Source organism: Ulvibacter sp. 2210JD10-4 (assembly GCF_058148525.1).
Genome location: NZ_JBYVJZ010000001.1, coordinates 480,302 through 506,459, shown reverse-complemented (window position 1 = coordinate 506,459; position 26,158 = coordinate 480,302). Strand labels below are relative to the sequence as shown.

The window sequence follows — 26,158 nt, the reverse complement described above, 5'->3', positions numbered from 1 at the left end:
ATGCAATTTCAATATTTTGAAAAACAGATTGTAAAAGTAACAAAATTGGAACTTCCGGGCGAAGCCACACAACTAAAAATGGCTCCCATTGAACGTTTATTAGAATTGAAAAAAATTGCTAAAGAAAAGCAAACGGCAAAAAAAGCCGGAGTAATGGCGCTATTTTATCCCTCCCAAAATTTTGAAACCCACTTAATATTAATACTTCGCAAGACATATAAAGGAGTACATTCTGCCCAAGTTGGTTTCCCTGGTGGAAAGCTGGAGCCGGGAGATACTTCGTTACAAGAGGCCGCTTTGCGAGAAACAGAAGAAGAAGTAGGAGTCCCTTCACAAACGATTTCTGTATTAAAAGAACTTACCGAAATTTACATCCCACCGAGTAACTTTTTTGTACAACCCTATTTGGGAGTTACTTCAAAAACGCCACAATTTATCCCACAGGAAGATGAGGTCGAAGCATTGATCGAAGTGCCACTCACCCATTTTATGGATGATAAAATATTGATTTCAAAAAAGTTGACAACTTCTTATGCCACAGACATTGATGTACCTGCTTTTATGTTGAACGGCCATGTTGTTTGGGGTGCTACAGCAATGATGTTAAGTGAAGTACGGGAATTGCTCAAACAACTACTCTAAAGGTGTATTTTTAGTATCTTTGCAGCTCGGTTATTTTTGAGTAACTGTCTATTTTATATTTAGAAGACAATTTATGGGGCTTTTTAAAAAGAATCCATTTGGGCATATATTATTTTTAAAACGTTGGTTGATCAGAATTTTAGGAGCGTTAACACACCGCCGATTTAAAGGCTTTAACAAACTTGAAATTGAGGGCAGTGAAATCTTAAAAGCACTACCGGACACCAACGTGCTCTTTGTTTCAAATCATCAAACATATTTCGCAGATGTAGTTGCCATGTTTCATGTGTTCAATGCCAGTTTAAGTGGCAGGGAAGACAACATTAAAAACATAGGATACCTCTGGAACCCCAAACTCAATGTTTATTTTGTAGCTGCACGGGAAACCATGCAATCCGGATTATTGCCAAAAATTTTGGCGTATGCAGGTTCTGTTAGTATTGACAGAACATGGCGTGCCGAAGGAAAAGAAGTAAACAGGCAAGTAAAAATGAGCGATGTAAGTAGTATTTCGAAAGCCTTAGATGATGGCTGGTTAATTACCTTTCCACAAGGTACCACCAAGCCTTGGAAACCTATAAGGCGTGGGACAGCACATATCATCAAAAAAAATAAACCTATTGTAGTTCCTATTGTTATAGATGGATTTCGAAGGTCTTTTGATAAGAAGGGGTTGCGAATTAAGAAAAGGGGAATTCTGCAATCTATGGAAATTAAAAAACCTTTAGAAATTGATTATGAAAATGAAAAGGTCGAGGATATTGTAAAAAAACTTGAATACGCCATTGAACAACACCCTTCATTTTTAAAAGTAATTCCTAAAGAGGAGATTTTAAGTGAAGAAGAATTAAACAAACAACGCCAATGGCGCTATTGATCATACTTCGATCTTCTTTAATTCTTTGTAATTCCTTTTTAGCCTTCTCAATAAAATCCCGTATATCAAACGATAGAAAATAAGTAACAAACCTATCATTATAACACCTCCAATGAGTTGACTTACAAAAAAGATAGAAGTAAAACTTTCAGGAGGTATCGATGCATACCCTTCAAAATTTTTCTGCATTAATAAATACAATTGTTCTTTCTTGGTATAGTAATACAAGTTAACTCCAATAAGCAATAATATAGAGGCACCAACATTATATATTACAAAGTATTTAACTGTTCTACGAGTTTTTAAAATATTACCCATGAGTCCTTTTATGGAATCAGTTACTTTAATAGTGCGGTAATTTTTATAAAAAAGAAATATGAATACTGCAAAAACAATATAGTTTATAATATTGACAATTATAAAAGTTGTTTTTAAACCAATACCGTTGTTAATTTCTTTACTGGATTCGGGTACCAGGAAAGCCAAAATGGTCCAAAAAACAATCTCGGCAATGCTTATAAAAAAGATCCACTTCACAATAGAAGATGATTTTTTAAGTAGCATGCTGTATATTTCCTGATACGACAACTTGGGGAGATCCTGTTCCCTCTCTTGCCATTGTTTTTTTAATAATTCTAGCTCATCCATAGGGATTACGGATTTAATATTGTTCGTAATTTTTCTTTAATTCTATTCATCTTTACACGCGCATTCACTTCAGTAATACCAAGTGTTTGCGAAATTTCTTTATAGTTTTTATCTTCCAGATACAAGAAGACCAATGCTTTGTCGATGTCATTTAAATTCTTTACAGCGCTGTACATTAACTTTAGTTGCTCTTCAACCGTATCATCATAATCTTCTGCTGTAATTTTAAAACTGACACCTTCAAAATCCTGTGTTTTTATAGAACGCTTAGATTTTCTATACAAGGTGATCGCAGTATTTAAAGCAACTCGATACATCCAGGTACTAAATTTTGAATCCCCTCTGAATTTTGGAAATGCCCGCCATAATTGGATGGTAATTTCCTGAAATAAATCATTGTGCGCGTCACTATCATTAGTGTACAATCTGCAAATTTTGTGCACAATGTTTTGATTCTCTTCCAGTTGGGTTACAAAACTATGTTCCAGTTCTTTGGTCAATGGTCCTTTGTTGGTTACTGCATTAGTGTTACGACGATCTTCTTTGTTACAAAATTCTTAAAATTTAAAGAATTTATAGATGATTATTGGTACAAATAGTACCTTTGTATTATAATAAAAACTTCATGAACATTCCCGAAACCCGGTTACCTCGTATTGTTATTATTGGTGGTGGTTTTGCAGGTATTTCACTTATCAGGCAACTTAAAAAAGTAAAGGTACAAATTGTACTCTTCGATAGACATAATTACCATACATTTCAACCTTTATTGTACCAAGTTTCAACGGCAGGGCTAGAGCCGGATTCTATTGCTTATCCGCTTCGGAAAATATTCAGAAAAAATAAAAACTTTCATTTCCGGTTAGCTGAAGTAAACTATATCAATACAGAAGAAAAAAAGATTGAAACCTCAATTGGAAGCTTGTCTTTTGATTATTTGGTGATTGCTACCGGAACACGCACCAATTTTTTTGGAAATGCTGCTATTCAAGCAAATAGTATGCCTATGAAAACTGTTCCGCAGGCGTTGAATATCCGAAGTCTTGTCCTTCAAAATATTGAAGCTGCAGATATTACTGATGAAGCGGATGAGCAGAAACAGTTGCTTAACTTTGTTATTGCAGGGGCAGGCCCCACTGGAGTTGAATTGGCCGGAGCTTTGGCAGAGTTTAGAAAAGGTATTCTCGAGAATGACTATCCTAATTTAGGAGAAGAGGATATGTGTGTTCACCTAATAGAAGGAGGTGATAGAGTTTTAGGGCCTATGAGCTATCAATCTTCAAAAAAAGCATTGAAGTCTTTACAAAAACTTGGAGTAAAAGTGCATTTAAATACTTTGGTAACCGATTATGATGGTGTAACAGTAAGAACTTCTGACCAAAAAGAATTTAAAGCAGCTACCTTTATCTGGACAGCAGGTGTTACCGGGGCTCCTGTAAGGGGAATAGAAGGTAAAGGCTTGTTGGAAAAAGTCAATCGCTATAAAGTGAATCACTTCAATAGAATTGAAGGCCTTGAAAACATTTTCGCTTTGGGAGATATTGCATTAATGGAAACCGTAGATTACCCGAAAGGCCATCCACAAGTAGCACAACCGGCTATTCAACAAGGAAAACGTTTGGGTAAAAACCTGAAACGAATGTTTTCAGGAAAAGAGATGTTACCTTTCAAATATTATGATAAAGGAACGATGGCGACTATTGGTAGAAATAAAGCGGTTGTAGACTTGAAAAAATGGCGCTTTGGAGGTGCTTTTGCCTGGTTCCTTTGGATGTTTGTGCATCTTTGGTTTTTAGTGGGTTTTAGAAATAGAGTGGTCACTTTTTTTAACTGGACCTATAACTATATAAATTACGACCGGGCTGCAAGACTTATCATAAGGCCTTTTAAGAATAACCGAAAATAAATTATTCAATTTTCACACGTAAAGGGCCTCCATTGGTTACCCAACTGCCACCTATCTCATCAATATTGATATCAAGTTCGTCACTGGTATCTATACTCTTAATGTTAACTTTTACCTCATCGTACGTATCAACACTTTTTAGATTTACGTTAAGCTCATCGTAGGTGTTAATATCCACAATACGAACATCCATAGTATTATTTTCATTTAGAGGAACCAATCTGTATTCTGTTGAGGTTTCAATAGTATTTTTAGTTTCTGAAGCATAAACGGACGGAACAATATTTAATTCTTTAACGAGATTGATTGTAAGGCAAACGGCAATAATCGTAAGGATGGTTTTGGTGTAGCGATCTGTTTTCATAAGAATAGTATTAATGTTTTCTTTGGTAAAACTATCAAATACCATTCCTATTGTAAGTAACTAATTCAATTTCGTTTGCCTTTCCTCTCAATTTTTCTTTGCCAACATCCTGTATTGTAACCCCTTTTGGAAGCTTATATGCAGCAGTTGCAAATTCTTTTGAAGCTAAAATTTCCACACCCATTTCGTTACATTTGGCTTGAATACGGGAGGTAGTATTCAATACATCCCCGGAAAATGCAATTTCTCTTTTTATTTGTCCTAACTCACCAACCATGACTGAGCCAAAATGATAACCTACTTTAAAATCCGGTACAGCATTGTACGTATTTAAAAAATAGAGATGTTTTTTTTTAAGGAGTTCTTTCATTTCATAAAAACAATGAATTGCATTTCCATTGTCCAATCCTTTTTTAACTTTCCAGGAGACTACAACTTCATCACCTACATATTGATATACTTCTCCTCTGGTTTGCGAAATAGCAGGTGCAATGTATTTAAAGAAATCCTTCAGGAAATTAAAATACTTCTCTTCTCCAAGAGCTTCGGCAATTCCTGTAGCGTTTTTAATATCTGCAAACATGAAAATACGACGTTCCTTTTTTGGCCTGAAATACTTTCCTCTAAGGTAATCGGGAAAAACACCGGGCCCATATTTATCATTTACCATTAATACTATAAGCGTTGCAAGTACAATAATGAGCCAAACAATATAATTTTTTAAGAAAATTGCCTTTCCGAAGAAAAAGAATAACTCTTCAAATACTTCCGGATGAAACATAGGCAGTTCCATTTCCTGGCCATTTATGTACAAGCTCCCAATAGAGCCTACAAATAGTGCTACTATAGTATAAACAACGATAATTAGTAGTAGTGCCTTCCAGATGGCATAAGTACGCAACCAATATTCCATAAGGTTAACGGTAAAGAGCCCCCCAATCAAAGAGGCACAGATATTTACAATTAGGTATGCTGTAAAGGAAGATTTAAAATCGTAATCTGTAGTAAGGGCATTGTGGCTTATTAGTGTAATATAATCGTAAAAAAATATAAAATTGGAAATTACTCCCCAAGCAATAAATATCCAAAGAGCTCGCCTTGCATAAAATAAAAATCGCCTATCTTTTACAAATTTCATGTAGCGTTAGCAGTTTTTATATTTATCATATAAACCACTGCCATTCAGTATCATTGGTATTATTTTTTCTAATCTGGATGTTTTGGTAGCTTCTCTTTTGGCTTCAGAAATATAGTCTGCATATTCCCGTTGTTTACCGGGTGTTAAACCATTAAAAGCTTCAGCAAATTTCACATTTTTACTTAGGGATTCTTTAAGCAAAGGAGGAATTGCAAGTCCTTTTTTTCGAACGGGTTTTATTTCTTTTCCGGCAATACAGTTTTCTATGGCTTCCTGAACGTATTGTAAAACAATCTCCGGGTCAATGGTATCAGTTTTTTCAAAACGCCATTGCCTTAAAGCTTTGGTGACACCTTCCTGTGCATTCGTTAGTTTTTTGTGAGTATCTTTTAAAAACACACCCTGGTGGAACCAAATGGCATAATGATTTTTGAAACCTGCCATCCCGATGATCAGTTTTCCGTTTAGGGTATAAGAAGGAGCACCCCATTTTACCTCTTCTTTTAATTCAGTTCTTTGAAAGATATCCCGTAGTATTTCAAGTTGTGATTTCCATTGAGAATGCTTCTCAATATATGCGTCAATTTTCTGAGAGTCAGTCATTTTTATTGATTTTATATAATTGAAGAGTAGGTATTCTTTTCATTAGATAAATTATTGCATTAAAGATACCTTATTTTATTTGTTTGTGCATTTTTGACAATTCACCCCTTTAAAGTTACAATTCGGTTTTATTTTTTCTGAAAAAAAATTAAGTAGCAGCACTTTTGCATGGTAAAAACTAAACCAATGGTACTTATGAAAACATCAAAAACACAATTAGTTATAATTACAGTAATGACAATTTTAGGAAGTATGTTGTCTTCTGTTGCTTTTTGTCAAACAGTTATTTCAGGAAAAGTAACAGAAAATAACGGGACACCTATTCTTGGGGCCAATGTGTATTTGGAAGGTACTTATGATGGAGTTTCTACAGGTAGCGATGGAAATTTTTCTTTTGAAACTACCGAAACAGGAACACAAACCCTTGTAGTTTCATTTCTCTCCTTTGAAACCTATATGATGACAACAGATGTGTCCCAAATGCGTGATCTCACTATAAAATTACGAGAGGATGTAAACTCATTGGATACGGTAGTGATCTCTGCCGGAACCTTTGAAGCCAGTGACAATAGTAAGGTTTCGGTACTAAAACCTCTGGATGTGGTTACTACTGCAAGTGCGTTGGGAGATTTTGTAGGGGCTTTACAAACTCTTCCCGGAACAACGACTGTATCTGAGGACGGGCGACTTTTTGTACGCGGAGGTGATGCAGGAGAAACACAGATATTTATTGATGGAATACGCGTTTTTTCCCCTTACACACCTTCTACCAATAATATACCAACACGAGGGCGCTACAGCCCTTTTTTGTTTGACGGAATTACATTTTCGACCGGGGGTTATTCTGCAGAATACGGACAGGCATTATCATCGGTTTTACTGCTCAACACCATTGATGAACCAGACCAGGAAAAAACAGATATAGGCATCATGAGTGTTGGTGGAGCATTAGGAAATACCCAAAAGTGGGAAAAAGGTTCTTTAAGTGTAAACGCTACATACATCAACTTAGCACCGTATATTGCTGTATTTCCGGATAGAAATGATTGGGAAAAACCTTTTGAAGCCTATGCAGGAGAAGCTGTTTACAGGCACAAACTTGAAAATGGATTGTTTAAAATGTATGCTGCTTTTGATGCAACAGATTTTGAATTAACGCAAGAAGATATTGATCTTCCCGAAGGATTAGATTTTAAACTGAAAAATAATAACTTCTACACCAATGCCAGCTACAGTGGTACTTTGGGAGACAGTTGGAAACTATTTGGAGGAGGGAGTCTTACTATTTCAAAGACAGACCTTGGAATTGAAGAAAGCAATATTGATAATACGGAGAACTCGGCACATTTTAAATTGAAGTTTCGCAAACGCTTTAGTAACCGTGTAAAATTAAGCTTTGGAGCAGAACAATTTATAACCGATTTCAATGAGGATTTTAATAATGAATCTATTTCTGAAACCTATGGTTTTCAGAATAATATTACGGCTGTCTTTGCGGAAACCGATGTGATTTTTTCGAAAAAATTTGCTGTAAAATTAGGGCTTCGAGGTGAGTATAGTGAATTGTTCGATGAGGTAACTGTTTCACCTAGAGTTTCGGTTGCTTATAAAACTGGAAAGAATAGTCAGTTGTCACTGGCGTATGGAGATTTCTTTCAGCAACCCAATAGCGACGCTTTGAAATTCGACAATGATTTAAAGGCACAAAACACACAGCATTATATTTTAAACTACCAGTACACTGCAAACAACCGTATTTTCAGAGCTGAAGCTTACCGAAAAGAATACAATGACTTGTTGCTATTTGATACAGAGTTTGCAAGCATTGACAGCAACTTTAGTAATGATGGGAACGGATATGCGCAAGGAATAGATATTTTTTGGAGAGACAATGAAAGTATTAAAAATGTTGATTACTGGGTGAGTTATTCATTTCTGGATACAGAACGCAAATACCAAAATTTTCCTGTAGCTGCAACACCTTCTTTTGCCAGTACCCATAATATTTCGGTTGTTGGAAAGTTCTGGATCGAAGATTGGAAGAGTCAGATAGGCTTTAGCCATCAATATGGTAGTGGACGTACATATACCAATCCTAACGAACCCGGATTTCTTCAGGAAAAAACAAAAAACTATAATAGTACCAGTTTTAATTGGGCATATCTGATTTCACAGCAGAAGATCTTATACTTTTCGGTAAATAATGCATTTGCCTTTAAGAATATTAATGGATATCAATATGCAAGTGTACCGGATGCCGGCGGAAACTTTAGTCGTAGGCCACTAAGGCCCGCTGCAGACCAGTTCTTTTTTATTGGATTCTTTTGGACTATTAGCGATGATGGTACCGACAATCAATTGGATAAATTGTAGTAGCTGGAGGTTAGAAGTTAGAAGATAGAGGCCAGAAGACAGAAGACAGAAGTAGTTTATGCGTTTAGCTTCCATGTCAATACCTCCAATCTCTAACTTTTAATATTAAACAACAACTCATCCTTAAAAATCTACAATTGGGTAACTCACTTTTTAATTAGCGCCAGTTCTAAAAGATATTTGTCCTGTAATTTAAAACAAACAATCATGCAAACTGTACTTACTTATTTAACACTACTTTTTACAACTGTCTTTTTACATGCACAGAATACCATTGAAGTAACTATGACAGGCTTTGACCACAACAAAGGCTCTGTGCAAGTAGGGCTTTATGATGAAGAAAGCAATTTTCTGGATAAGGAATATAAAACAATAGCTTCAAAAATTGAAGAAGGAACCGCTACTGTTACTTTTACTGGAGTTCCGGATGGCGTATACGCCATTTCATGTTACCATGATGAAGACAGCAATGGTAAACTGAATATGTTCATGGGAATGATACCCAGAGAGCCTTATGGGACTTCAAACAATGCTCCGTCTAATTTTGGCCCTCCCAAATGGGAAGATGCCAAATTTGAAGTGAAACAAGGAGAAAAAGCAAGTTTTGAAATCAACCTTTAATCAATATTAATCACAAATAATTAATTTAGAAATTATGAAAAATTTAATACTACTTATCGTTGCGCTTGTATCTTTTACCGGGTTTAGCCAAACTAAATACGAAGAAGGAATGCAAAAAGCTTTTGAGCTATGGGAAGCAGAGAAACATTGGGAAGCAGCTAATCTATTTGAACGAATCGCCACTGCAGACCCCGAAAACTGGTTGCCTCCATATTACATTGCTCAGATCAATGTAGTTTACAGTTTTGGAGAAAAGGATGAAACTAAACTTACAGCCCAGCTTGGCAAAGCAAAAGAGTATATTAATAATGCTAAGGGAATCTCAAAAGATAATGCGGAAATTCTGGTTTTGGATGCATTATGGCATACAGCATGGGTAGCATACGATGGCCAGCAATACGGAATGAAGTATTCTCCTAAGGTAGCTCAGTTATACCAACAGGCACTTCAGTTAGCACCGGACAACCCACATGTTGTGTTTGGAAAGGCGGAATGGGATATGGGTTCAGCAAAATTCTTTGGGCAACCGTTAGATCCATATTGTAAAGACATACAAAGAGCGATTGAACTTTTTAGTACCTTTAAACCAGAGAGCGAATTTCATCCTAGTTATGGAGAGAGTCGTGCAAAAGCACTATCAGAAAAAACATGTAAATAAGAAATGAGATTATTCATTAGAGAAGTTGGCAAAGCTTTTTTTGTAGGTATACTTATCTTCATTGTAATTGGGATTATCCAATACCTTAACGGGGTAAGATACACCGACGGGAAAGAGCTACTCATAATTTTTGTTTACAACCAGTTATATTCGGTTGTTCTGTACATGGCCAATGCTCTCTATATAATATATCTTTTAAGACGCTATAAAGGAAAACTTTTTAAGATCAATAACCTTTCTAAAGGAGTCTTTGGCGCCATTATAATTACAATAACCTGTTTGTTTTTCCTTCGTTTTATCACGCAGGTTGTGATAGCCGGAGAAACTTTTTCAGAATTTATTTCAGGAGAAAAATTACAGTATTATTATGTTTCCTTTATTATTTCGGCAGTAATAACAACCATTTTTTACGCATTCTATTATTACAGGTATACTCAGGAACGCAAAGTAAAAGAGCAGAAGATCATAGCAGGTACCGCATCTGCAAAGTTCGATGCACTAAAGAACCAATTGGACCCACATTTTTTGTTTAACAGCTTAAATGTGCTCACCAGCCTGATTGAAGAAAATCCGGATGCCGCTACAAAATTTACCACGACACTCTCAAAGGTGTATAGGTATGTTTTGGAACAGAAGAATAAGGAATTAGTGACCGTTGCTGAAGAGTTAAAGTTTGCTCAACTATATATGTCACTTATAAAAATGCGCTTTGAGGACAGTATTGTTTTTACCATTTCTGAAAACATTTCCAATACCGAGGCTAAAGTAGTCCCGTTGGCACTTCAGTTATTGTTGGAAAACGCGGTAAAACACAATCAGGTTACTCCTTCAAAAAAGTTACACATCACTATTTTTGAAGAAGAAGGAAACCTGGTTATAAAGAACAATATCCAACCTAAACAAGTAGTAAAAGAGAGTAGTGGAGTAGGGCTATTGAACATTAGACAACGGTACCACCTGCTAACAGACAGGCCGGTAACAATTCAACAAAATGAAAAAGAATTTAGCATTGCCATACCAATGCTCACAAAAGAAACAAGAGTCATGCAAACACAAGAAACTTATATATCAGAAAAAAAATACGAACGTGCTAAAAAGCAGGTAGAAGAGCTAAAAGGCTTTTATATCCATTTCGCCATTTACTTGATTATGATCCCGGTATTTATCTATTTAAACTATAGGTCAACAAGTTTTCCCTGGGCTATTTTTCCTATCGCCGGATGGGGGTTTGGTGTTATTGGGCATGCTATGGAAGTTTTCAATTACAATCCCTTTTTAGGTAAAAACTGGGAAGAAAGAAAACTAAAAGAAATAATGGAAAAGGACGAATTTAAAGATATTTAGTGATGAAAGATTTCAATAAAGAAAACAAGTATTTGCGAGCCAAAGAGCGTGTAATTTGTATCAAAAAGTTTTACACTAGTCTGATGTTCTACATCATTTTTATCGGCTTTCTGGCTGCTTTAAACTATTATACCAATGAATTGCGTTACCCATGGTTTTTATGGGCCGCCTTTGGTTGGGGAATAGGAATAGTCATTCATGCATTTAAAGCCTTCAGGTGGCTACCTTATATGAATAAGGATTGGGAAGAGCGAAAGATCAAAGAGTTTATGGAAAAAGACAACGATCAGCCTTCAGGGAATCGTTGGAGTTAAACAATTTATTATGGAAGATCTGGAAAAAAGAAAATACGAACGTGCAAAGAAGAGAATAAAAGAAATTAAAGGGTTTTATTCACATTTAACAGTTTATCTGATAATAAACACGCTATTGATATTATTGCGTATTGGGTTATTTCAAAATGGAATTTTTGGCATGAAAGACCCGACTTGGTCACTATTTATTACTCCTTTCTTTTGGGGAATTGGATTAACTTTTCATGGCTTGTATGTTTTTCAATATAAGTTTGGTTTCTTTAAGAACTGGGAAGAACGCAAAATCAATGAATATATGGAAAAGGAGGAGGAAGAGATAAAAAGAAACAACAGATGGTCATGAAGAACAACGACATGAATGTACTCATTATTGAAGATGAGAAGCCGTCTGCAAGAAGGCTACAACGAATGTTGGAAAAATTAGATGTACCTGCAAACCAGATGCTTCATAGCGTTAGTGAAGCAATAGATTGGTTCTCAAATAATGAGCATCCCGACCTTATCTTTTTAGACATTCAATTGAGTGATGGGCTTTCTTTCGAAATATTTGATACCATAGAAGTAAAAAGTTCCATCATTTTTACAACTGCTTTCGACGAGTATGCGCTTCAGGCTTTTAAACTAAACAGCATTGATTATTTACTGAAACCTATTGATGAAGAGGAATTAGGAATTGCCGTAAAGAAATATTGCGAATTAAAGCCACAGTCACAAAATCTGCAACTAAATTTTGATGATATAAGAAAACTACTTGTTAATCCTGTAGAACGCGAATACAAAAAACGTTTCACGACAAGGATAGGCCAGCATATTAAAATGATCCCGATAGACGAGATTGAGTGTTTTTATTCAGAGAACAAAGGAACGTACGCTCATACCGTAGATGGAAGGGACTATTTGTTGGATACTACTTTGGAACAACTTGAAGAAGAATTGGAGCCACAAACCTTTTTTCGTATTAACCGGAAATTTTATGTGAACATCAATGCCATAAAGGATATCATCTCTTATACCAATTCACGTTTACAACTAAAACTAAAAAGCTATAAAGAACAGGAAGTAATTGTAGCGCGTGAACGCGTTAGGAACTTTAAAGTTTGGTTGGAATAGCACTTATTTACCTTTTTCTATTTTATTTTCATTAAAAGCTGAAGGTAGTAGTTTTGGAATAAATTTTACCAATAAAGGTAACAAAATAGTTCCTCCCGGAAGTAAGAAAATAGTAAGGGAAGGTATTGTTTTACAAATATCCAACAGCTGTTGTTTTACCTTGTTCTTTTCATCTTTACTCAAGTCTCGAAGCGTAGATTGTGACAACAATACCAATAATTCTCCACTTTCTTCAAGTTCTTTTATCAACCGGTTCTTATTGCGTAAAACCAGAAGCTTCACGGTAGCTGAAGATTGCTTATAAAACAGTTTTACAGGATTGGAATATTCAAAAAGTTTAATGGTTTCCGTGTGTTTTTCAGAAAACTTACTTAGGCTGGTCAAGCTTTCGGTAAGTTCATTTTCAGATAAAGGGAGAAAACGGGTTAATTGTTGCAAAAACCGAAATTCTGCTATATCCATTTGATGGTCATCCCATACCGCTATGGTACAAATGTCCAGTATGTATTTTTTCCCCAGGTGACTTTGACTATGAAGCAATGTTAAACTTTCTAAAGTAATCGTTTTGTTTTCAGAAGAAGACTCAATTAAATATTCTGAAGAAGATTCAAACAATTCAATAAGCAGGTTGTCGTATTTATTTTTCTTCTTTTTTGCTTTTAATGCCAGAAAACAGGAAGTAATAACAATACTTTCCATGTCTTTTGCATATTTTTTTATGTTTTTGCGAATAGACAACCACCTGGTAAAAACGAGTACATCAATGTAAAGAAGAGCATAGGTAAGTAGTGAAGCATTATTTTTTTTGAGGCTGGAGTTGGTCTCCTGTAATCGTGCAGACAATATATTTTCCAGTTCTTGAGTTGAATTATGTGAAAGAGATAACTTTTTTATAAAGGTAGTTTTTCCTTTCTCTATTTTTTTGTAGAACTCGTTTATGGATCTAATGGCATCTTCAAAATCTGCTGAACTGTTATACTTAAAATAACTGTAAAGTAGTGCATGAAAAAGATTGATCTTTGTATATTCTTCTTTAGTAAGCTTTAAGGTGCTAATAGATTCATCTAAAACAGCGTCTACAGAAACACCATATATAAAGCCGGTTTTTTTTAAGGCTTTATAAAAATGAGTATCATCTTTAAAATGGTCAATGAGTTTAGTTTTCTCAAAACCATTTAAAAATTTTGGTATCCAATCGGTAGCAGACGGGTTCATTAGTTTTGGTAACTTTGTATCAGTTTTTTAATTGTAAATTTGTATTAACAAAAAATTAGCTGTTTTTAAAAAATCAACCTAGTATTTTCGTCATTAATGAATATGAACAAGTAAAATTAATTAATTAAAAGAACTTCAATTATGAAAAAAACAAAACTTTTTGTAGCAATTGGAGGCATAGGGTTAGCTATGCTCTCTGTATTTTTAATTGCTGCAGATCACATTGATGCGCCGGACATTGTCGGTACTACCACCGATATTGCTGATTTCTATGCGTTTGAAGGTGATGACCCCAATAAAACCGTATTCATTGCAACCATGCAGGGCCTTTTAACACCGGGTACTGTTACCGATAATGCTCAATTTGACGAAGACGTTTTGGTAGAATTCAATATTGATAATACAGGGGATTTTGTTGAAGATTTAGTAATACAAGCTATTAAAAGAGGAGATTCTATGTACTTTTTTGGGCCTGTTGCTCCTACAGAGACCGGTTTAAGTAGTGTAGTAGAAACTTCTATAGGGCGTAATAGCGTGAAAATATCTACAAGTGAAGATGTACAAACAAGCAGTAACGACGGAATGGTCTTTTTTGCAGGCCCTCGAAGAGATGCTTTCTATTTTGACTTTAACCGCTTTAATCAGGTAGCATCGGGTACTGTGGCACCGGAAGGTTTTTTATCTTCTGGAGAAGCACAAGATTTCTTCGTAGACCTTAATGTACTGGCTATTGTGGTTGAAGTTCCAAATTCTATGTTGGGAACTGCACCTCCGCACGTGGGTGGCACCGTAGGAATCAATGGACTGCCTCCGGCATATAATGTATGGGTTTCAGCAAAAAGAAAGCAATAATCAATCTCTAAAAAATGAAAAAAATGACAACATATAAATTAAGAATTTTATTCATCACTATCTGTACTTCACTTTTGTTTGTACAGTGTGTTGATGATGATGATAACGGAAATGTAATCGAACAGATAGCTTGCGATGATGGAATACAGAATGGAGATGAAGATGGTGTAGATTGTGGAGGTACTGCTTGTGACCCGTGCCTTTCGGATATTGATTTCAGAGGAACTTATGTTCAGGAGGATATTACGGGCAGACCAGGCATAAATACTGTGTTTAGTGGAAGTGATAATGTAAAAAACAACTTTAATACAAGTATCGTTTCAGACCGGGCTTCTTTCCAGGCTACCTTTGAAACAACTTTGGAAACCTATCACGATGTATATGCTGTAGCTTTAGGAATAGATCCCGCAACTCTCGATTATGAAACCAATATCTTAGGGCTGGATGCTGCTACCTTTACAACAGTATTAGCACAATTTGATGCTTTGCAGGTAGCTCCGGACGGGACAACTACTTATTATGATGGTACTAATATATTAACCGGTAGAAATCTGGCAGACGATGTAATTGATATTTCACTAACACTTATGTTTGGAGGAACCACCGGAACCCGTTTTGACGGGAATAATGGTACGCCACAATTAACCAGTGATGGGGTAGATTCCGGTGACCGTGACTTTACATTGCCATTTCCATATTTGGAAACACCTAATCCACCCATCCAATAATTTAGTTGAAAAGGGCAATTTATTGCCCTTTTCTTTTTTATAATGAATACGTATGAGGTTGTTGTTTTTATATTTGGTGATTCTGGTTTGTTTTTCCTGCAAAGAACAGGCTTACGAACAGATAACAAATGTCCGGGATTACAATAGTTTTTTACATACTTCAAACAGGGAAAGCTATACAACCGCACTTTCAGAAATAGACTTTTGGAATCGCCGTATAAAACCCGATACTTCCGGAGTAGGAGAGCTAGGTCCTTTAGCAGCTGCCTACACTACTATTTTTGAAACTACAGGAGATGTAGAAAATCTTAAAAAAGCCGGGAGATTTTACCAAAAAGCAATGCAGATCTCTGCAAACAATAAAGATAGTTATGCACGAGCTTTGGCAAGAACCTATATAGCACAGCATCGTTTTAAGGAAGCAAAAGTTATTCTGGAAGAGAGTTACGGCGGAATTTCTAATAAACGTGCAACAGAAATGATGCTATTTGATGTTTATATGGAACTTGGAGATTATCAAAAAGCCGATATCTTTCTTGGAAAAATAAAGAATAACAGCGACTATAATTATTTGATTCGTTTGGCAAAGTGGAGTGACCACAAGGGAGATCTTGATTCGGCAATAAAATATATGGAAAAAGCTAAGACAATAGCAGAATCAAGCGGTAATAAAGCATTAAAAGTTTGGACCTATAGTAACTTAGGAGACTTTTACGGGCATGCAGGCAACATCAATAATGCGTATCAACAATATCTAAGAACATTGCAAATAGAATCCGATAATTCCTATGCCAAAAAGGGAATTGCGTGGATCGTTTATGCTGCTGAAAAAAATACAGCCGAAGCGAACAGAATTCTGGACTCTGTGATGGTCCATCATACAGTACCCGATTACTATTTACTGAAAGCGGAAATGGCTGATTACAATGAAGAACCTTCGCAAGCTGAATTGTATATTAATAAATTTATAGCTGCTACGGAAGCTTCAGCCTATGGAGATATGTACAATACCTATCTTATTGAGATCTATGCCGAAACCAACCCTGAAAAAGCACTTCTCCTGGCTGAAAAAGAAGTAACGAATCGTGCAACTCCTGAAACGTATCATTTGCTTGCATATGCACAATTAAAGGCCGGAAAGGAGAAAGAAGCATTAAAGACCATTGAAACCTATGTAGTAGGGAAAACATTTGAGCCTATGGCACAATACCATACAGCACTTGTATATAAAGCAAATGGAATGGATAAGAAAGTAACACCCCTTAAGACTGAACTATTGAATGCTTCATTTGAATTAGGCCCTGTCTTAATAAAGAAAATAGAAAAACTATAGTTCTTCCATTTTTTTCTCTTTTTAAAACCCCCGTGTTTATTAGGAAAAACAGGATTTTTAAAATTTAATAGACTTTTAGGATTATTTTGGTAGGGTTTTTGTCTATGTATCTGTATACTTTATAGATGTTGTTTTAGTGAAACATAAAGTAAACATTAATAATACTCTTTAATGTCCCTAAAAAGAAACACTAAATGTACACCTAATTCAAAAGTCTGTCTCCGGGAACTTCTTGGGGGCGGGCTTTTTGCTTTCTTATTTCTTCTTCCCGATCAATAAAAGAGAATCTCCTTCCTCAAATTCTTTATAAAGTTCAATCATCAGGATTTCAAAATAGTTTTTAAAGATGTCATTTAGGGCAGTTTCAGAATGATAATTAACAAACAGGCCTTTGAATATTTCCGAACCTTCACCCTTCCAAAAAGAATGGCAAATAATGCCATTTGAATTCAAAATATCATATTGCCTTTTCACTGAAGCTTCCAGTTCTTCATCCTTTAGGTGGTGTAACACCTTATTTGAATAAATTCCATCAAACCTTTTATCAGTATCTAATGTAGTGGCATCCAATTCAAAAAAATCTCCATCAGGATTGTTGGTGGTCAAATGGTCCAGAAACTCAGTAGAATTATCTGAACCTACAACTGTGTAAGTATCATTCAGGATATTCCAATCTGTCCCGGGCCCCGAACCAATTTCAAGTAATAGTGCATTGGAAGGTAAGAACTTCTTGAGCTTCTCAATTAATTCCCTGCCGTTAACATCTTTTGCTAAATTGATATATTCTTCAACCGATTCTTTTGTTTTATAATACTTACCACTCATACTTTTATTGTTTTTTAATTCCGATCAAGTATAATATAACGCCTGGTCCTGATTTTATTTTACCTGTTTCCCAATTAAAATCTTTTGTATGCTCCAGACTCTCAATAAGTGTATTCATTTCTTTAACCGAATAGGTCCTAAGAGAGGAGACCATTCCATCCCACCAAACAAATAACGGAACTATTGGGATCAGGTATGTGAAAATAATTCTTCCAATTTTAAAAGGTCGAATAAAAGGAGTTGTAAAGAGAACGGTTAATGGCGAAAAGAACATAGCAATTAAACTTGGAATACTTCTTTCCTGAGCTTCAAAAATGCCTATGGGAGCACCAGAATTTACTGCATTCTGCAAAATCTGCTTTGCATCTACAGGTCTAAAATGATGAAAGGACAAAAACATGGTTCTAAACCCGATTAAATTCTTAGGAACATCTTTTGCGTCAATTGACCTTTCTATGAATTCGAAATTATCAGATTTCATTTTTGTGTATTCAAATGCCGGAATATTAGGGAAATAATCTGTCAAAAGTATTCTTAGATCTGGATTGTTCTTTTTTAGTTCAGAGTTTAACCATATTAATCCACCACCGCCACCAGAGCCCAGATCAATAATTTGGTTTGTTCTACTTTTTTTCAGCCCTTCTTCAATAAGAGAAACAACGGGTTTGTATATTTTTGCTTTATTGGAGAGGAATTGCAGGAAATCTGTTCCATAATTTCTTAAGAATGCCGGAAACCATTTTTGGTCTTCAAGTTCGAATAAATGTATTCTACCCATTTTTCTATTATTTTTGACAGTAACTTTTTAAAGGCGGGTCAATTGGGTTATTATTTGTTGATGCTGAGGGAATTTATGAATTAATTCTTCTCTGTCTGCAAGTATAAAATCGCTAAAATCAAAACCGGGAGCTACAGTACAACCTACTAAAGCGTAATTATTGTCATTGACGACCGTTGCAGCAAACCAATGATCACCGGGTACAACTAATTGCGGAGTTTGCCCGGAAGTAAAATCAGTACCAATGATAAATTCATAGTGATTTCCAGTTTCAGAAATGGTATGAAGTTGAATAGGGGAGCCTGCATAAAAATGCCAGATTTCATCCTGTTTGATCTTGTGAAAAGCAGAAAAAGTTTCCGAAGTCAATAAAAAATAAATGCAGGTCGAATAATTTCTCTTTCCACCATAACCTGAATGAAGGCTATCTTCCTTAATTTCACCTTTACTTCTATAGGTTTCTTTAAAATACCCTCCTTCCGGATGAGGTTTCAGGTCCAGTTCTTTGACTATTTTTTCAATTTGGTTCATTAGCTAAATTTGATTGGCAGTTTTTTGTATAACACAAGCAAGATACTTGATTATTTTACCATTATCAATAACAAATTTTCAGGCCTGCCAAATATTTTTCATCACTCAACAAGCACGAAATCTATTTTTTTAAACTCATTTCCGTTCATTATAATAGATAATTGGTGTTTGCCAACATGAAGTTTCCGTGTAGTTATAATTTTAAAAGGCTGCTTTCGGTTAATCGTTGTTGTAGAGTTCTCAGCATATACTTTTTCACTTATCTTAAATACTTTCCTGGATAAAGTACCATTAGCTTTTTGATAATAAAGTCCATACTCCAGACGTATTTTTGATTTTGAATCTGCTGTGTTTATAATTTTAAATGTAAATTCTAGCGGATCACCTATTTTAACAGAAGGCGTAAGGATCTTAAATCCATCAATTTTAATTTTATCAACGGAGCCAAAGCCAAACAATTGCATTACTTCCGGATTTCCTTCTTTTAAAAGAGTTCTACCTCCGTGTTTTATGAGCCAGTCGGTTTCCTGAGTTACACCTTTCCATTTTTTTACCAAACCAATAACAATAGCCGGATTGTCTTTAGAAATGTCATTTAAGTTATTTGCAACACTTCTTCGAACAGATTCTGAAGGATCTTTTTTTAAATTTTCAAGAATAGGTATTATTGGAGAAGGGTCTTTCTTTAAAGCCGGTAAAGCCATTGCCCAGGGCAGTCTTGGTCTGCAGCCTTCTGTTGAAAGCCTCCTGACTCCCGAATGTTCGTGTTTTGACCACAGTAGCATTTGTGCGATCATTTCTTTTTCATATGCGATAATGAAAGGACGAACAGCAAACTCGCAACTCACAAATTTTGTGATTTCTTCGAAAGCTTTGATAGCAGTTTTGTAGTGTGCAATGCCAAATAGCTCTATGAAATCAGGTAAAAAAATAAATTCAAGATTGTCTGGCTTAAAGCCTTCTTTTAATAATTGAGGAATGAGGCGTAAGATTGTTTCGGTATTTTTCTCAAAATCTTCAGACAAGTGGGCTTTCAGCGTAATTGATATGTGCCTCATTCTTTGTTTTAGTTCTTTGTCTTCCCACTCAGCATCATATATGTGCTCTAAAAATGATAGATCATTGAAGTTAGGTTCAATTTTTTGAAGGGATCGAATGAATTTTGCAAAGAATTCTTTACTGTAAATGTTTTTTAATAATTCGGCCATTATTTGGACTTGCTTTTAGTTACCAGCTTTTTGATCACTTTTTCAATGCGCTTTCGTGAGCTTTCTTTTTCAATATCATTAAGCTTTAATTGCAGTGTAGATATAAAGAGTTTTTCATTTTGAGTAGTTACAGTTGGTGCTATTCTCTCTGCGTACATGGGTAATTGATTAACTGGGCTCTTTAATAACAACTCGATCAATAAATTGAAAACATCTTTTGAAAATTGAGGTATGGCAGCAAGGTTTATTAAAATGTTTACAGCATTATCTCTAGTAATAACAGAGCCTTTGTCAACTGCATCCAGAATTTGTGGTAGTGCATTATAAATTTCGTTTGGTTTTGCGGTTGATATATAGTTAAGGGCTGTCATAGCACCCCATTGTAGCCGATTGTTCTTATGAGTTAACAGTGTCAAAAAAACAGATGAATATCCGGCTATAAGATTAGGTTTAAGATGTCCAACCTCATACAATACTTTTATACAATCATTTTGGATAGCTCTATTTTTAGCACTCAAATTGTTTACCAATTCTTTAGCTGCTTTTTTGTTGGAGGATTCGACAATTTCTCTTGCCAGTTCCAGATTGGGAATTTCATCTTTCCTTTCCAGAGCAGATGCTAACCTCTCTAGTATACTCATTGATTTTTCCATCTTTCTAGTTTCGGAATTCGTTTTGTGAAAAAACCACTAAGAAACCCGGGAAACCCTAATTCTTTCATTTTCCATTTTACAAAATCCTGCATCTGTTTAACAGCTATATTGGGTTGTTTGAATTTTCCATCTTCATAACAATGGCTGCAATACATCGTACTAATAGTTCCATCGCTATTGGTTGCTCCTCCTTTAGGGTCTTTTTTTAAGGGCATTCCGCAGCTTTGACAATTTTTATACTTTTTCATTTTGTACCGGTTTTGTAGATACAAAATTAATGGGAGCTACTGACAGCCCTATGTCAGTCAATTTCTTCTTTTTGCAATTTTTGAATATACTCGGACAAACTCAATCTTTTTTCCTGAATACATTCAGAAGTGATTTCAGCTTCAATGATCCTGGAAAGGGAAAAGTCCCTGTAATCATTTCTCAACCTGCAAAAAGCAATAATGTGCCATACCTGACTGTAAAATGTTATTCCAATGGGTTCAATGGTTCTTTTGGTTAGGTTGCCCCTTATGTCTTTATACTTTATAACCAATACTCTTCCGGCACTACAAGCCTGTTCAATCAGTTTTAAGTATTTTGGAGTATAACGGGGATCAATATATGCTTTAACATTAGGTTCTATGGTTTCCAAACCTTCCAATTGATAGTTCTTTAATTTGTTTCTTATTTTTTCTAAGGCACTCGAAAAATCCTGAAATATTTCTTCGTCAATATATTTCCTGGCCAATTGCTCAACAAAAATGAATGATTTCGCTTCTTCCAGTGTAAAAGCCATAGGAGGTAGGTAGTGCCTGTCCAATATAAAATACCCTTTGTCTTTTTCAAAAGAAACAGGAACTCCTGCTTCATCTAACGATTTAATATCTCTATAGATGGTACGCTCACTAATTTGAAACTTCTCTTTGATCTCTTTAATGCCAGTAAATCTTTTTGATTGCAAAAAGGTTAGGAGTGCAGTAAGTCTTTCAAGTCTTTTCACTTTTTACTAAGATCATAAATTGTTTACAGCCGGTTTCTCTTCAAATTCTGGACAATCCAACCGTATATCAGAATTCAACAGTTCTTTTTTAAGCAGGTTGCAATAGTCTGTGTTCTCGTTTTGATCGTAAAACTTACAACCGTAGCAGGTTCGTTGGATCGTTAAAATACCATTGCGGTTTAATTGATAGATCAATTTACTCAACGTGCCAAACATACTTTCCAGATCTGTTTGCTCAATATTCTCGATCTGGTTTTTTAAAGGATCGGCAAAATTCTCGGTTTCGGCAACGATCTTTTTACCTGAATTAGATAAAAGAATAGAGTAACTACGGCTATCGGTAGAAGAGAAGTCTTTTTTTATGTGTCCTTTTTTATCCAGTGCCCGAACGGCATCACTTATGGTTGGTTTTGTTATATTGAATTCTTTGGCCAGATGACTGACATTACAATATTCATTCTTGTGATACGCAATGAAAATTAGTATTTGAATTTGAATAGGGCTTAGCCCTAATGATGTAGCTTTTTCCCAAAGTAAAGCTTTAAAAGCTTCCGAAATACGCTCAAGGCCTACAATGATCTTACTTGAAATATCATCTTCTTGGTGACCTGGATCAAAAATACTTTTACTCATAATTAAAAATGCCTGCCGAAATTTACCCGACAGGCAAAGTTAGTAATCCTAATTAAATAAATTAAAAATTTAACCTTTTACATCTTCCATAGAAGCTCCAAAATTGATATGAAGTACATTGCCATTAGGAGTTACCATAGCAGGCACGGATTTTACACCTGCATGCTCTGCTTCTGATATACGAGATCTGTCTTCTCCAATATTTACAATTTCGACATTTTCTGCTCCTGCTAAATTTACGATGTCGTGCTCTGCACTTACACATACAGGGCACCCGGCGTGATAAAAAACTGATTTACTCATTTGATAAAATTTAAGTTAATGCATTATTGCAATACAAATATAGTAAGGAATCCTAACTAAAAAAATAAAACATACTTTTTTTATAGATTCAATTGCAATTTTTCATCAATGAGATAGTTAACCTATATCCCCACCAATTCGGTTATAGATATTTGAAGTCAATACAACTCTTTTCTTTCCTAATCGCATTCGTTTAGCAGTTTTGAATGCTTTGTAATGATGCTTTTGCATAAAGGCTATGGCTGTTAAATTATCTGAAGGAAAAGCGGCATTTTCATGTGTCATCAGTCTTAATTTCATAAGTTCTATTCCTGCTGAATCTGTAGTTGCAATAATCAAACCTTCTCCAAATAGGGGTACGTAAAGGCCTTTAACCTTATTGCCTTTCAGATACACATAACTTCTTTCCAGATACTCTTCTATACGAAAAAATCTGTCTTCTTTTGAAACCAGTTTATCCAATTCTGTTATTTGTTCTTTTAAACTACTGGTGTATAAATAAATAGCATTGGATACTGCTTCTGTAGAACCTATTTTTATTTCCTTAAAGAACAAATACTCTGCTTCTGTTTGAAAACCAATTTTCTTATAGACCGGTTCTCCCAGTTCAGTTGTTATTAGGTGAATAGTATCTGTTTTATTTTTTAGAATATCCACTAACGTTTGCGTGATCAATCTCCCAACACCCAGATTTCTATAATTGGTATGTACAATGATGTGTGCCAGCCAACCAACATCATTATGCACAATTGCTGCTCCAATCCCTACGATCTTATGGTCTATGATCGCCTTTAAAGGAAAACAGAAAGTAGCTTTAGTGTAGAAGTCAAATATAGGTACTATATCACGCCAGCCTTCCGGTTGCAGATCGGTCAATTGGCCAACATCATTCTTTTTTAACTCTTGAATGTTCACTTTATGATTCGACTTATTTATCAATGACAGTTGCAATACTGGGTTTGTTTGTCGAAGCTACACAGTCAATTTTCCATTCGGCTTCATGCTTTCTATAAATGGCTACCCATGAAAAATCTGTTTTTTCCCTTACCATTTCTTCATTTTCATTTAAATAGGTTACTGTCACATCTTTGTGAACAATGGTATATGCCATTGTGAGGTCATCTGAAAATCTAATGACAGGAGGGTCGATATCATCCCACTTTTCAAACTCTACAGCGTTGAAATACCCGTTTAATCGTTTGATATTACTTTCTTTTGTGAGGTTCTTTATTTCTCCTCTGTTAACGGAGATATGTTCTGAAGAGAGCATAGAAACAAATTCTTCAGCCATTTTATTGAAATGATACTCTCTTTGAAGATTATGTAGCTCAAGGATTTTAGCTTTCTCTTCTGCTTTGGAAATTTCCACCTCTTGAGTATTATCACAAGATGCAAATGAAAAAAGGAATAAAAAGAAAAGGGATATTTTGGCAATTGTGTTCGTGGTATTCATATTACTTACTTTGATATTTATTGGGTTAATTCTTTTACAATGATATCTGTCCCGGAATAACTATCATCTTTAAATTCATGCCAATGTCTGATTCTTGGAATTTCTATTTCGTTAATTAGTATGCTTCCTTCAAAGTACAACCTTTCACCTTTATCCGGATCATCAGGAAAGACTATTTCAATACCTTTTAATGTATTGTTTGATCTTGAGATAAATATGTTCCAATATTTTGAAATGACATCTTCTTTTAGTTCAACTTCAACTTTATAACATTCTTCTTCATTGAAGACTGTGTGAACCGGATTGCTTATCTTTTCTACAGAATTGGCCAGGGACATGGGCAAGCCATACATTTGTTGATAGAACTTTTTATAGTCACTGTTTCTTTTGGGGTCCAATCTGTATTTTCTGATTAGAGCTGTATCAATATCTTTTTCTTTGTTTAAGAGTACAAAACTATTCCCATTGCTTTCAACAATATGTTTAGAAATGTATTGGTCCCGATTTCTGGATAGCTCAAAAGAATTATTTGAGTTGTCTAAATTTAAAATTGAATACCGATAGGGGTTAGAGAGCCTTGGTTCCTGAATGTGTATCCTAAGTATAGCCTTATCCCAGGAACTGGCAGGATCGTGTTTTTGTATAGACAGATTGAGAACTTCTTCCCCATTAAGTGGTTTTTCTTTACCACAACTAACCAAAAAGAGAGCTAATATTCCTAATGTGATTAATTTCATATATAGTTTTTATCTTTAGTAAGGTTATTGTAGATGGTTAGCAGTATAGGAACTAAGGTAGTAAAAAGGAATCTTAATTATTTGTAAAAAATGACAAAACAATGTTTTCATATTTACTTTAACAATAGTATACAAAGACTACGGTTCAAGTAAAAAACTTGAACCGTAAGTATTTATATTTTGTATATAGAGTTACTCACTCAACAACCGCTCTCCGGTAAATGCATATTGATTCCATCTGGGGAGTGGGTGGAAGGAAGCAGCCTGCACGTCTCTGAATAATCGTTCAAGCTCGTTCTTTTTATAGAAACTCTGCCCGCCTATAGTTTCCATTGCATCACTAACCGTTTGCTTACAAGCTTCAGCCACGTTAGTCTTAAGGCTTAGCATAAGTATTGTATTGTCTTTATCTATTGAAAAATTAAAGTTGTTGGTCAATGTATACATAGCTTTCCATTGTGATTGGGCAGCAACCAATTTATTATTCAGCTTACCAATACTATATTTCATGTGTTCCTGATTGCGCCCGTAATTTTTCCCTTTGGCTATTGCGATCTCCATAGCACGTTCGGCAATACCTACATAAACAGACATGATAAGGGGCATAGCAACTGTTAAGACCACATTCCAGACAGGATGGAACTCATCTCTGTCTCGTTCCAGTGCAATGGTACTTTCCGGTACAAAGACATTGTCAAAGGCAATTCCGTGAGAACCGGTTCCCCGCATTCCCATAACATTCCAATCATCCATAATAGAGACTCCCTCTGCGTTTAATGGTACAGGGAAGTGCAGCACTTTCCATTCGTTATTTTCATTTAAAAAGGGAGCACTTGTAATAGCAATATCTCCTGCTATTGATTGGCTTGCAAAATGTTTTCTGGCCGAAAGCAGATAACCACTTTCCGTACGTGTCATCTCTCCATTAGAACCCAGCCAGTCCCTTGCGCCTGTGCTTACAAGGACCAGTTGCTTTTCGGCTATTTTCCGTAGTGTGGCCTCACCAATCTTCTTGTGTTTGTACTTCCAGACAGCTGCTGCAACCAAATGCTGATGCATGGAAAAGGCCAGAGCGGTTGAACCACAGTATTGTGCAATGGTCTTTAATAGTTGGCACATCTCCTTATAGTCCATCCCTGATCCTCCCAGTTCTTCAGGGATCAGAGCTGAGAAAAGTCGGTGCTCTTTCAGGTCATTGTAGTTTTCCTTTACAAAAGTTCCTTGCTCGTCACTTTGTACGGCACGTTCTTTAAATGATCGCTTCAGGGATTCTATGATCACCTTGTGATCTTGTTTTATAGTTGTAGTTTCCATTTTTTAGTT

The 26,158-nt window shown here is 35.4% G+C and carries 32 protein-coding genes; 13 read left to right on the top strand and 19 right to left on the bottom strand.

Annotated features, from left to right (window positions below; translation table 11 throughout):
• Both ACY2RT_RS02515 and ACY2RT_RS02510 read left to right on the top strand, forming a co-directional pair.
• Complete coding sequence (locus ACY2RT_RS02515; protein WP_490154296.1) at positions 1-642, top strand: NUDIX hydrolase; 642 nt, start codon at positions 1-3, stop codon at positions 640-642.
• Between the two features lie 73 nt (positions 643-715).
• A complete protein-coding gene (locus ACY2RT_RS02510) occupies positions 716-1,519 on the top strand; it encodes a lysophospholipid acyltransferase family protein (protein WP_490154295.1) in 804 nt (267 codons plus the stop codon).
• Here the strand turns inward: ACY2RT_RS02510 and ACY2RT_RS02505 are convergent, their stop codons facing one another.
• Complete coding sequence (locus ACY2RT_RS02505) at positions 1,520-2,167, bottom strand: DUF8845 family protein (protein ID WP_490154294.1); 648 nt, start codon at positions 2,165-2,167, stop codon at positions 1,520-1,522.
• Positions 2,168-2,172: 5 nt separating this feature from the next.
• Positions 2,173-2,667, bottom strand: coding sequence for an RNA polymerase sigma factor (locus tag ACY2RT_RS02500; RefSeq protein WP_490154293.1), 495 nt, complete (start codon positions 2,665-2,667; stop codon positions 2,173-2,175).
• Between the two features lie 125 nt (positions 2,668-2,792).
• Between ACY2RT_RS02500 and ACY2RT_RS02495 the strand changes: the two genes are divergently transcribed.
• The gene (locus ACY2RT_RS02495; protein WP_490154292.1) at positions 2,793-4,073 is read left to right on the top strand and encodes an NAD(P)/FAD-dependent oxidoreductase; all 1,281 of its coding nucleotides are present in this window, start codon (positions 2,793-2,795) and stop codon (positions 4,071-4,073) included.
• Between the two features lies 1 nt (position 4,074).
• Here ACY2RT_RS02495 and ACY2RT_RS02490 read toward each other — a convergent pair whose 3' ends face one another.
• The 3 genes from ACY2RT_RS02490 to ACY2RT_RS02480 are packed head-to-tail and all read right to left on the bottom strand — an operon-like array spanning position 4,075 to position 6,178.
• A complete protein-coding gene (locus ACY2RT_RS02490; RefSeq protein WP_490154291.1) occupies positions 4,075-4,437 on the bottom strand; it encodes a hypothetical protein in 363 nt (120 codons plus the stop codon).
• A 34-nt stretch (positions 4,438-4,471) separates the two neighbouring features.
• A complete protein-coding gene (locus ACY2RT_RS02485; protein WP_490154290.1) occupies positions 4,472-5,575 on the bottom strand; it encodes an adenylate/guanylate cyclase domain-containing protein in 1,104 nt (367 codons plus the stop codon).
• A gap of 6 nt (positions 5,576-5,581) precedes the next feature.
• Complete coding sequence (locus tag ACY2RT_RS02480; RefSeq protein ID WP_490154289.1) at positions 5,582-6,178, bottom strand: YdeI/OmpD-associated family protein; 597 nt, start codon at positions 6,176-6,178, stop codon at positions 5,582-5,584.
• Positions 6,179-6,373: 195 nt separating this feature from the next.
• Here ACY2RT_RS02480 and ACY2RT_RS02475 point away from each other — a divergent pair, with 195 nt between their 5' ends.
• The 7 genes from ACY2RT_RS02475 to ACY2RT_RS02445 all read left to right on the top strand — a co-directional run bounded on the left by ACY2RT_RS02475 (position 6,374) and on the right by ACY2RT_RS02445 (position 12,598).
• Positions 6,374-8,551 carry a TonB-dependent receptor gene (locus ACY2RT_RS02475; protein WP_490154288.1) on the top strand — a complete coding sequence of 726 codons (2,178 nt, stop codon included), beginning with the start codon at positions 6,374-6,376 and terminating at the stop codon, positions 8,549-8,551.
• 207 nt (positions 8,552-8,758) lie between these two features.
• Positions 8,759-9,172, top strand: coding sequence for a DUF2141 domain-containing protein (locus ACY2RT_RS02470; RefSeq protein WP_490154287.1), 414 nt, complete (start codon positions 8,759-8,761; stop codon positions 9,170-9,172).
• A 34-nt stretch (positions 9,173-9,206) separates the two neighbouring features.
• Positions 9,207-9,830 (top strand): hypothetical protein, encoded by a 624-nt coding sequence (locus tag ACY2RT_RS02465; protein WP_490154286.1) that lies wholly within the window; start codon positions 9,207-9,209, stop codon positions 9,828-9,830.
• A gap of 3 nt (positions 9,831-9,833) precedes the next feature.
• On the top strand, positions 9,834-11,174 hold the full coding sequence (locus ACY2RT_RS02460; protein WP_490154285.1) for a 2TM domain-containing protein: 1,341 nt from the start codon (positions 9,834-9,836) through the stop codon (positions 11,172-11,174).
• A 2-nt stretch (positions 11,175-11,176) separates the two neighbouring features.
• Positions 11,177-11,488 (top strand): 2TM domain-containing protein, encoded by a 312-nt coding sequence (locus ACY2RT_RS02455; RefSeq protein ID WP_490154284.1) that lies wholly within the window; start codon positions 11,177-11,179, stop codon positions 11,486-11,488.
• Positions 11,489-11,498: 10 nt separating this feature from the next.
• Complete coding sequence (locus ACY2RT_RS02450; RefSeq protein WP_490154283.1) at positions 11,499-11,831, top strand: 2TM domain-containing protein; 333 nt, start codon at positions 11,499-11,501, stop codon at positions 11,829-11,831.
• Between the two features lie 11 nt (positions 11,832-11,842).
• Positions 11,843-12,598 (top strand): LytR/AlgR family response regulator transcription factor, encoded by a 756-nt coding sequence (locus ACY2RT_RS02445; protein ID WP_490154925.1) that lies wholly within the window; start codon positions 11,843-11,845, stop codon positions 12,596-12,598.
• 3 nt (positions 12,599-12,601) lie between these two features.
• On the opposite strand, the gene ACY2RT_RS02440 is transcribed toward ACY2RT_RS02445, so the two are convergent.
• Entirely contained in the window at positions 12,602-13,813 is a 1,212-nt protein-coding gene (locus ACY2RT_RS02440; protein ID WP_490154282.1) for an LETM1-related biofilm-associated protein, read from the bottom strand.
• 141 nt (positions 13,814-13,954) lie between these two features.
• Here ACY2RT_RS02440 and ACY2RT_RS02435 point away from each other — a divergent pair, with 141 nt between their 5' ends.
• Genes ACY2RT_RS02435 through ACY2RT_RS02425 form a run of 3 tightly spaced genes read left to right on the top strand, consistent with a single transcriptional unit; the run spans position 13,955 to position 16,726 of the window.
• Positions 13,955-14,665, top strand: coding sequence for a DUF4331 family protein (locus ACY2RT_RS02435; RefSeq protein ID WP_490154281.1), 711 nt, complete (start codon positions 13,955-13,957; stop codon positions 14,663-14,665).
• Between the two features lie 23 nt (positions 14,666-14,688).
• Positions 14,689-15,393 carry a DUF4331 family protein gene (locus ACY2RT_RS02430; protein WP_490154280.1) on the top strand — a complete coding sequence of 235 codons (705 nt, stop codon included), beginning with the start codon at positions 14,689-14,691 and terminating at the stop codon, positions 15,391-15,393.
• Positions 15,394-15,445: 52 nt separating this feature from the next.
• Complete coding sequence (locus ACY2RT_RS02425) at positions 15,446-16,726, top strand: tetratricopeptide repeat protein (RefSeq protein ID WP_490154279.1); 1,281 nt, start codon at positions 15,446-15,448, stop codon at positions 16,724-16,726.
• A gap of 255 nt (positions 16,727-16,981) precedes the next feature.
• Here the strand turns inward: ACY2RT_RS02425 and ACY2RT_RS02420 are convergent, their stop codons facing one another.
• The 13 genes from ACY2RT_RS02420 to ACY2RT_RS02360 all read right to left on the bottom strand — a co-directional run bounded on the left by ACY2RT_RS02420 (position 16,982) and on the right by ACY2RT_RS02360 (position 26,149).
• The gene (locus ACY2RT_RS02420) at positions 16,982-17,551 is read right to left on the bottom strand and encodes a class I SAM-dependent methyltransferase (protein WP_490154278.1); all 570 of its coding nucleotides are present in this window, start codon (positions 17,549-17,551) and stop codon (positions 16,982-16,984) included.
• 4 nt (positions 17,552-17,555) lie between these two features.
• Positions 17,556-18,329, bottom strand: coding sequence for a hypothetical protein (locus tag ACY2RT_RS02415; protein WP_490154277.1), 774 nt, complete (start codon positions 18,327-18,329; stop codon positions 17,556-17,558).
• Positions 18,330-18,356: 27 nt separating this feature from the next.
• The gene (locus ACY2RT_RS02410) at positions 18,357-18,860 is read right to left on the bottom strand and encodes a cupin domain-containing protein (protein WP_490154276.1); all 504 of its coding nucleotides are present in this window, start codon (positions 18,858-18,860) and stop codon (positions 18,357-18,359) included.
• Positions 18,861-18,961: 101 nt separating this feature from the next.
• On the bottom strand, positions 18,962-20,068 hold the full coding sequence (locus tag ACY2RT_RS02405; protein ID WP_490154275.1) for a DNA alkylation repair protein: 1,107 nt from the start codon (positions 20,066-20,068) through the stop codon (positions 18,962-18,964).
• The gene (locus ACY2RT_RS02400; RefSeq protein ID WP_490154274.1) at positions 20,068-20,709 is read right to left on the bottom strand and encodes a hypothetical protein; all 642 of its coding nucleotides are present in this window, start codon (positions 20,707-20,709) and stop codon (positions 20,068-20,070) included. Before ACY2RT_RS02400 ends, ACY2RT_RS02405 begins: the two co-directional genes overlap by 1 nt.
• Positions 20,706-20,969: a zinc ribbon domain-containing protein gene (locus ACY2RT_RS02395; RefSeq protein ID WP_490154273.1), complete on the bottom strand. Its 264-nt coding sequence runs from the start codon at positions 20,967-20,969 to the stop codon at positions 20,706-20,708. The genes ACY2RT_RS02400 and ACY2RT_RS02395 overlap by 4 nt, the downstream gene beginning before the upstream one ends.
• 53 nt (positions 20,970-21,022) lie before the next feature.
• Positions 21,023-21,709, bottom strand: a complete 687-nt coding sequence (locus ACY2RT_RS02390) for a helix-turn-helix transcriptional regulator (RefSeq protein ID WP_490154272.1) — start codon at positions 21,707-21,709, stop codon at positions 21,023-21,025.
• A gap of 12 nt (positions 21,710-21,721) precedes the next feature.
• A complete protein-coding gene (locus ACY2RT_RS02385) occupies positions 21,722-22,342 on the bottom strand; it encodes a MarR family winged helix-turn-helix transcriptional regulator (protein WP_490154271.1) in 621 nt (206 codons plus the stop codon).
• Positions 22,343-22,411: 69 nt separating this feature from the next.
• On the bottom strand, positions 22,412-22,645 hold the full coding sequence (locus ACY2RT_RS02380) for a thioredoxin family protein (RefSeq protein ID WP_490154270.1): 234 nt from the start codon (positions 22,643-22,645) through the stop codon (positions 22,412-22,414).
• 117 nt (positions 22,646-22,762) lie between these two features.
• A complete protein-coding gene (locus ACY2RT_RS02375) occupies positions 22,763-23,560 on the bottom strand; it encodes a GNAT family N-acetyltransferase (protein WP_490154269.1) in 798 nt (265 codons plus the stop codon).
• Positions 23,561-23,573: 13 nt separating this feature from the next.
• Entirely contained in the window at positions 23,574-24,098 is a 525-nt protein-coding gene (locus ACY2RT_RS02370; protein ID WP_490154268.1) for a hypothetical protein, read from the bottom strand.
• A gap of 17 nt (positions 24,099-24,115) precedes the next feature.
• Positions 24,116-24,835: a DUF6503 family protein gene (locus ACY2RT_RS02365; protein ID WP_490154267.1), complete on the bottom strand. Its 720-nt coding sequence runs from the start codon at positions 24,833-24,835 to the stop codon at positions 24,116-24,118.
• 192 nt (positions 24,836-25,027) lie between these two features.
• Complete coding sequence (locus tag ACY2RT_RS02360; protein ID WP_490154266.1) at positions 25,028-26,149, bottom strand: acyl-CoA dehydrogenase family protein; 1,122 nt, start codon at positions 26,147-26,149, stop codon at positions 25,028-25,030.
• Positions 26,150-26,158: the final 9 nt, after the last annotated feature.

Bases quoted from the DNA above. Each gene is read 5' to 3' on its own strand.
- ACY2RT_RS02515 (WP_490154296.1), top strand. From the start codon at position 1: ATGCAATTTCAATATTTTGAAAAACAGATTGTAAAAGTAACAAAATTG.
- ACY2RT_RS02510 (WP_490154295.1), top strand. From the start codon at position 716: ATGGGGCTTTTTAAAAAGAATCCATTTGGGCATATATTATTTTTAAAA.
- ACY2RT_RS02505 (WP_490154294.1), bottom strand. From the start codon at position 2,167: ATGGATGAGCTAGAATTATTAAAAAAACAATGGCAAGAGAGGGAACAG.
- ACY2RT_RS02495 (WP_490154292.1), top strand. From the start codon at position 2,793: ATGAACATTCCCGAAACCCGGTTACCTCGTATTGTTATTATTGGTGGT.
- ACY2RT_RS02490 (WP_490154291.1), bottom strand. From the start codon at position 4,437: ATGAAAACAGATCGCTACACCAAAACCATCCTTACGATTATTGCCGTT.
- ACY2RT_RS02485 (WP_490154290.1), bottom strand. From the start codon at position 5,575: ATGAAATTTGTAAAAGATAGGCGATTTTTATTTTATGCAAGGCGAGCT.
- ACY2RT_RS02480 (WP_490154289.1), bottom strand. From the start codon at position 6,178: ATGACTGACTCTCAGAAAATTGACGCATATATTGAGAAGCATTCTCAA.
- ACY2RT_RS02475 (WP_490154288.1), top strand. From the start codon at position 6,374: ATGAAAACATCAAAAACACAATTAGTTATAATTACAGTAATGACAATT.
- ACY2RT_RS02470 (WP_490154287.1), top strand. From the start codon at position 8,759: ATGCAAACTGTACTTACTTATTTAACACTACTTTTTACAACTGTCTTT.
- ACY2RT_RS02465 (WP_490154286.1), top strand. From the start codon at position 9,207: ATGAAAAATTTAATACTACTTATCGTTGCGCTTGTATCTTTTACCGGG.
- ACY2RT_RS02460 (WP_490154285.1), top strand. From the start codon at position 9,834: ATGAGATTATTCATTAGAGAAGTTGGCAAAGCTTTTTTTGTAGGTATA.
- ACY2RT_RS02455 (WP_490154284.1), top strand. From the start codon at position 11,177: ATGAAAGATTTCAATAAAGAAAACAAGTATTTGCGAGCCAAAGAGCGT.
- ACY2RT_RS02450 (WP_490154283.1), top strand. From the start codon at position 11,499: ATGGAAGATCTGGAAAAAAGAAAATACGAACGTGCAAAGAAGAGAATA.
- ACY2RT_RS02445 (WP_490154925.1), top strand. From the start codon at position 11,843: ATGAATGTACTCATTATTGAAGATGAGAAGCCGTCTGCAAGAAGGCTA.
- ACY2RT_RS02440 (WP_490154282.1), bottom strand. From the start codon at position 13,813: ATGAACCCGTCTGCTACCGATTGGATACCAAAATTTTTAAATGGTTTT.
- ACY2RT_RS02435 (WP_490154281.1), top strand. From the start codon at position 13,955: ATGAAAAAAACAAAACTTTTTGTAGCAATTGGAGGCATAGGGTTAGCT.
- ACY2RT_RS02430 (WP_490154280.1), top strand. From the start codon at position 14,689: ATGACAACATATAAATTAAGAATTTTATTCATCACTATCTGTACTTCA.
- ACY2RT_RS02425 (WP_490154279.1), top strand. From the start codon at position 15,446: ATGAGGTTGTTGTTTTTATATTTGGTGATTCTGGTTTGTTTTTCCTGC.
- ACY2RT_RS02420 (WP_490154278.1), bottom strand. From the start codon at position 17,551: ATGAGTGGTAAGTATTATAAAACAAAAGAATCGGTTGAAGAATATATC.
- ACY2RT_RS02415 (WP_490154277.1), bottom strand. From the start codon at position 18,329: ATGGGTAGAATACATTTATTCGAACTTGAAGACCAAAAATGGTTTCCG.
- ACY2RT_RS02410 (WP_490154276.1), bottom strand. From the start codon at position 18,860: ATGAACCAAATTGAAAAAATAGTCAAAGAACTGGACCTGAAACCTCAT.
- ACY2RT_RS02405 (WP_490154275.1), bottom strand. From the start codon at position 20,068: ATGGCCGAATTATTAAAAAACATTTACAGTAAAGAATTCTTTGCAAAA.
- ACY2RT_RS02400 (WP_490154274.1), bottom strand. From the start codon at position 20,709: ATGAGTATACTAGAGAGGTTAGCATCTGCTCTGGAAAGGAAAGATGAA.
- ACY2RT_RS02395 (WP_490154273.1), bottom strand. From the start codon at position 20,969: ATGAAAAAGTATAAAAATTGTCAAAGCTGCGGAATGCCCTTAAAAAAA.
- ACY2RT_RS02385 (WP_490154271.1), bottom strand. From the start codon at position 22,342: ATGAGTAAAAGTATTTTTGATCCAGGTCACCAAGAAGATGATATTTCA.
- ACY2RT_RS02380 (WP_490154270.1), bottom strand. From the start codon at position 22,645: ATGAGTAAATCAGTTTTTTATCACGCCGGGTGCCCTGTATGTGTAAGT.
- ACY2RT_RS02370 (WP_490154268.1), bottom strand. From the start codon at position 24,098: ATGAATACCACGAACACAATTGCCAAAATATCCCTTTTCTTTTTATTC.
- ACY2RT_RS02365 (WP_490154267.1), bottom strand. From the start codon at position 24,835: ATGAAATTAATCACATTAGGAATATTAGCTCTCTTTTTGGTTAGTTGT.
- ACY2RT_RS02360 (WP_490154266.1), bottom strand. From the start codon at position 26,149: ATGGAAACTACAACTATAAAACAAGATCACAAGGTGATCATAGAATCC.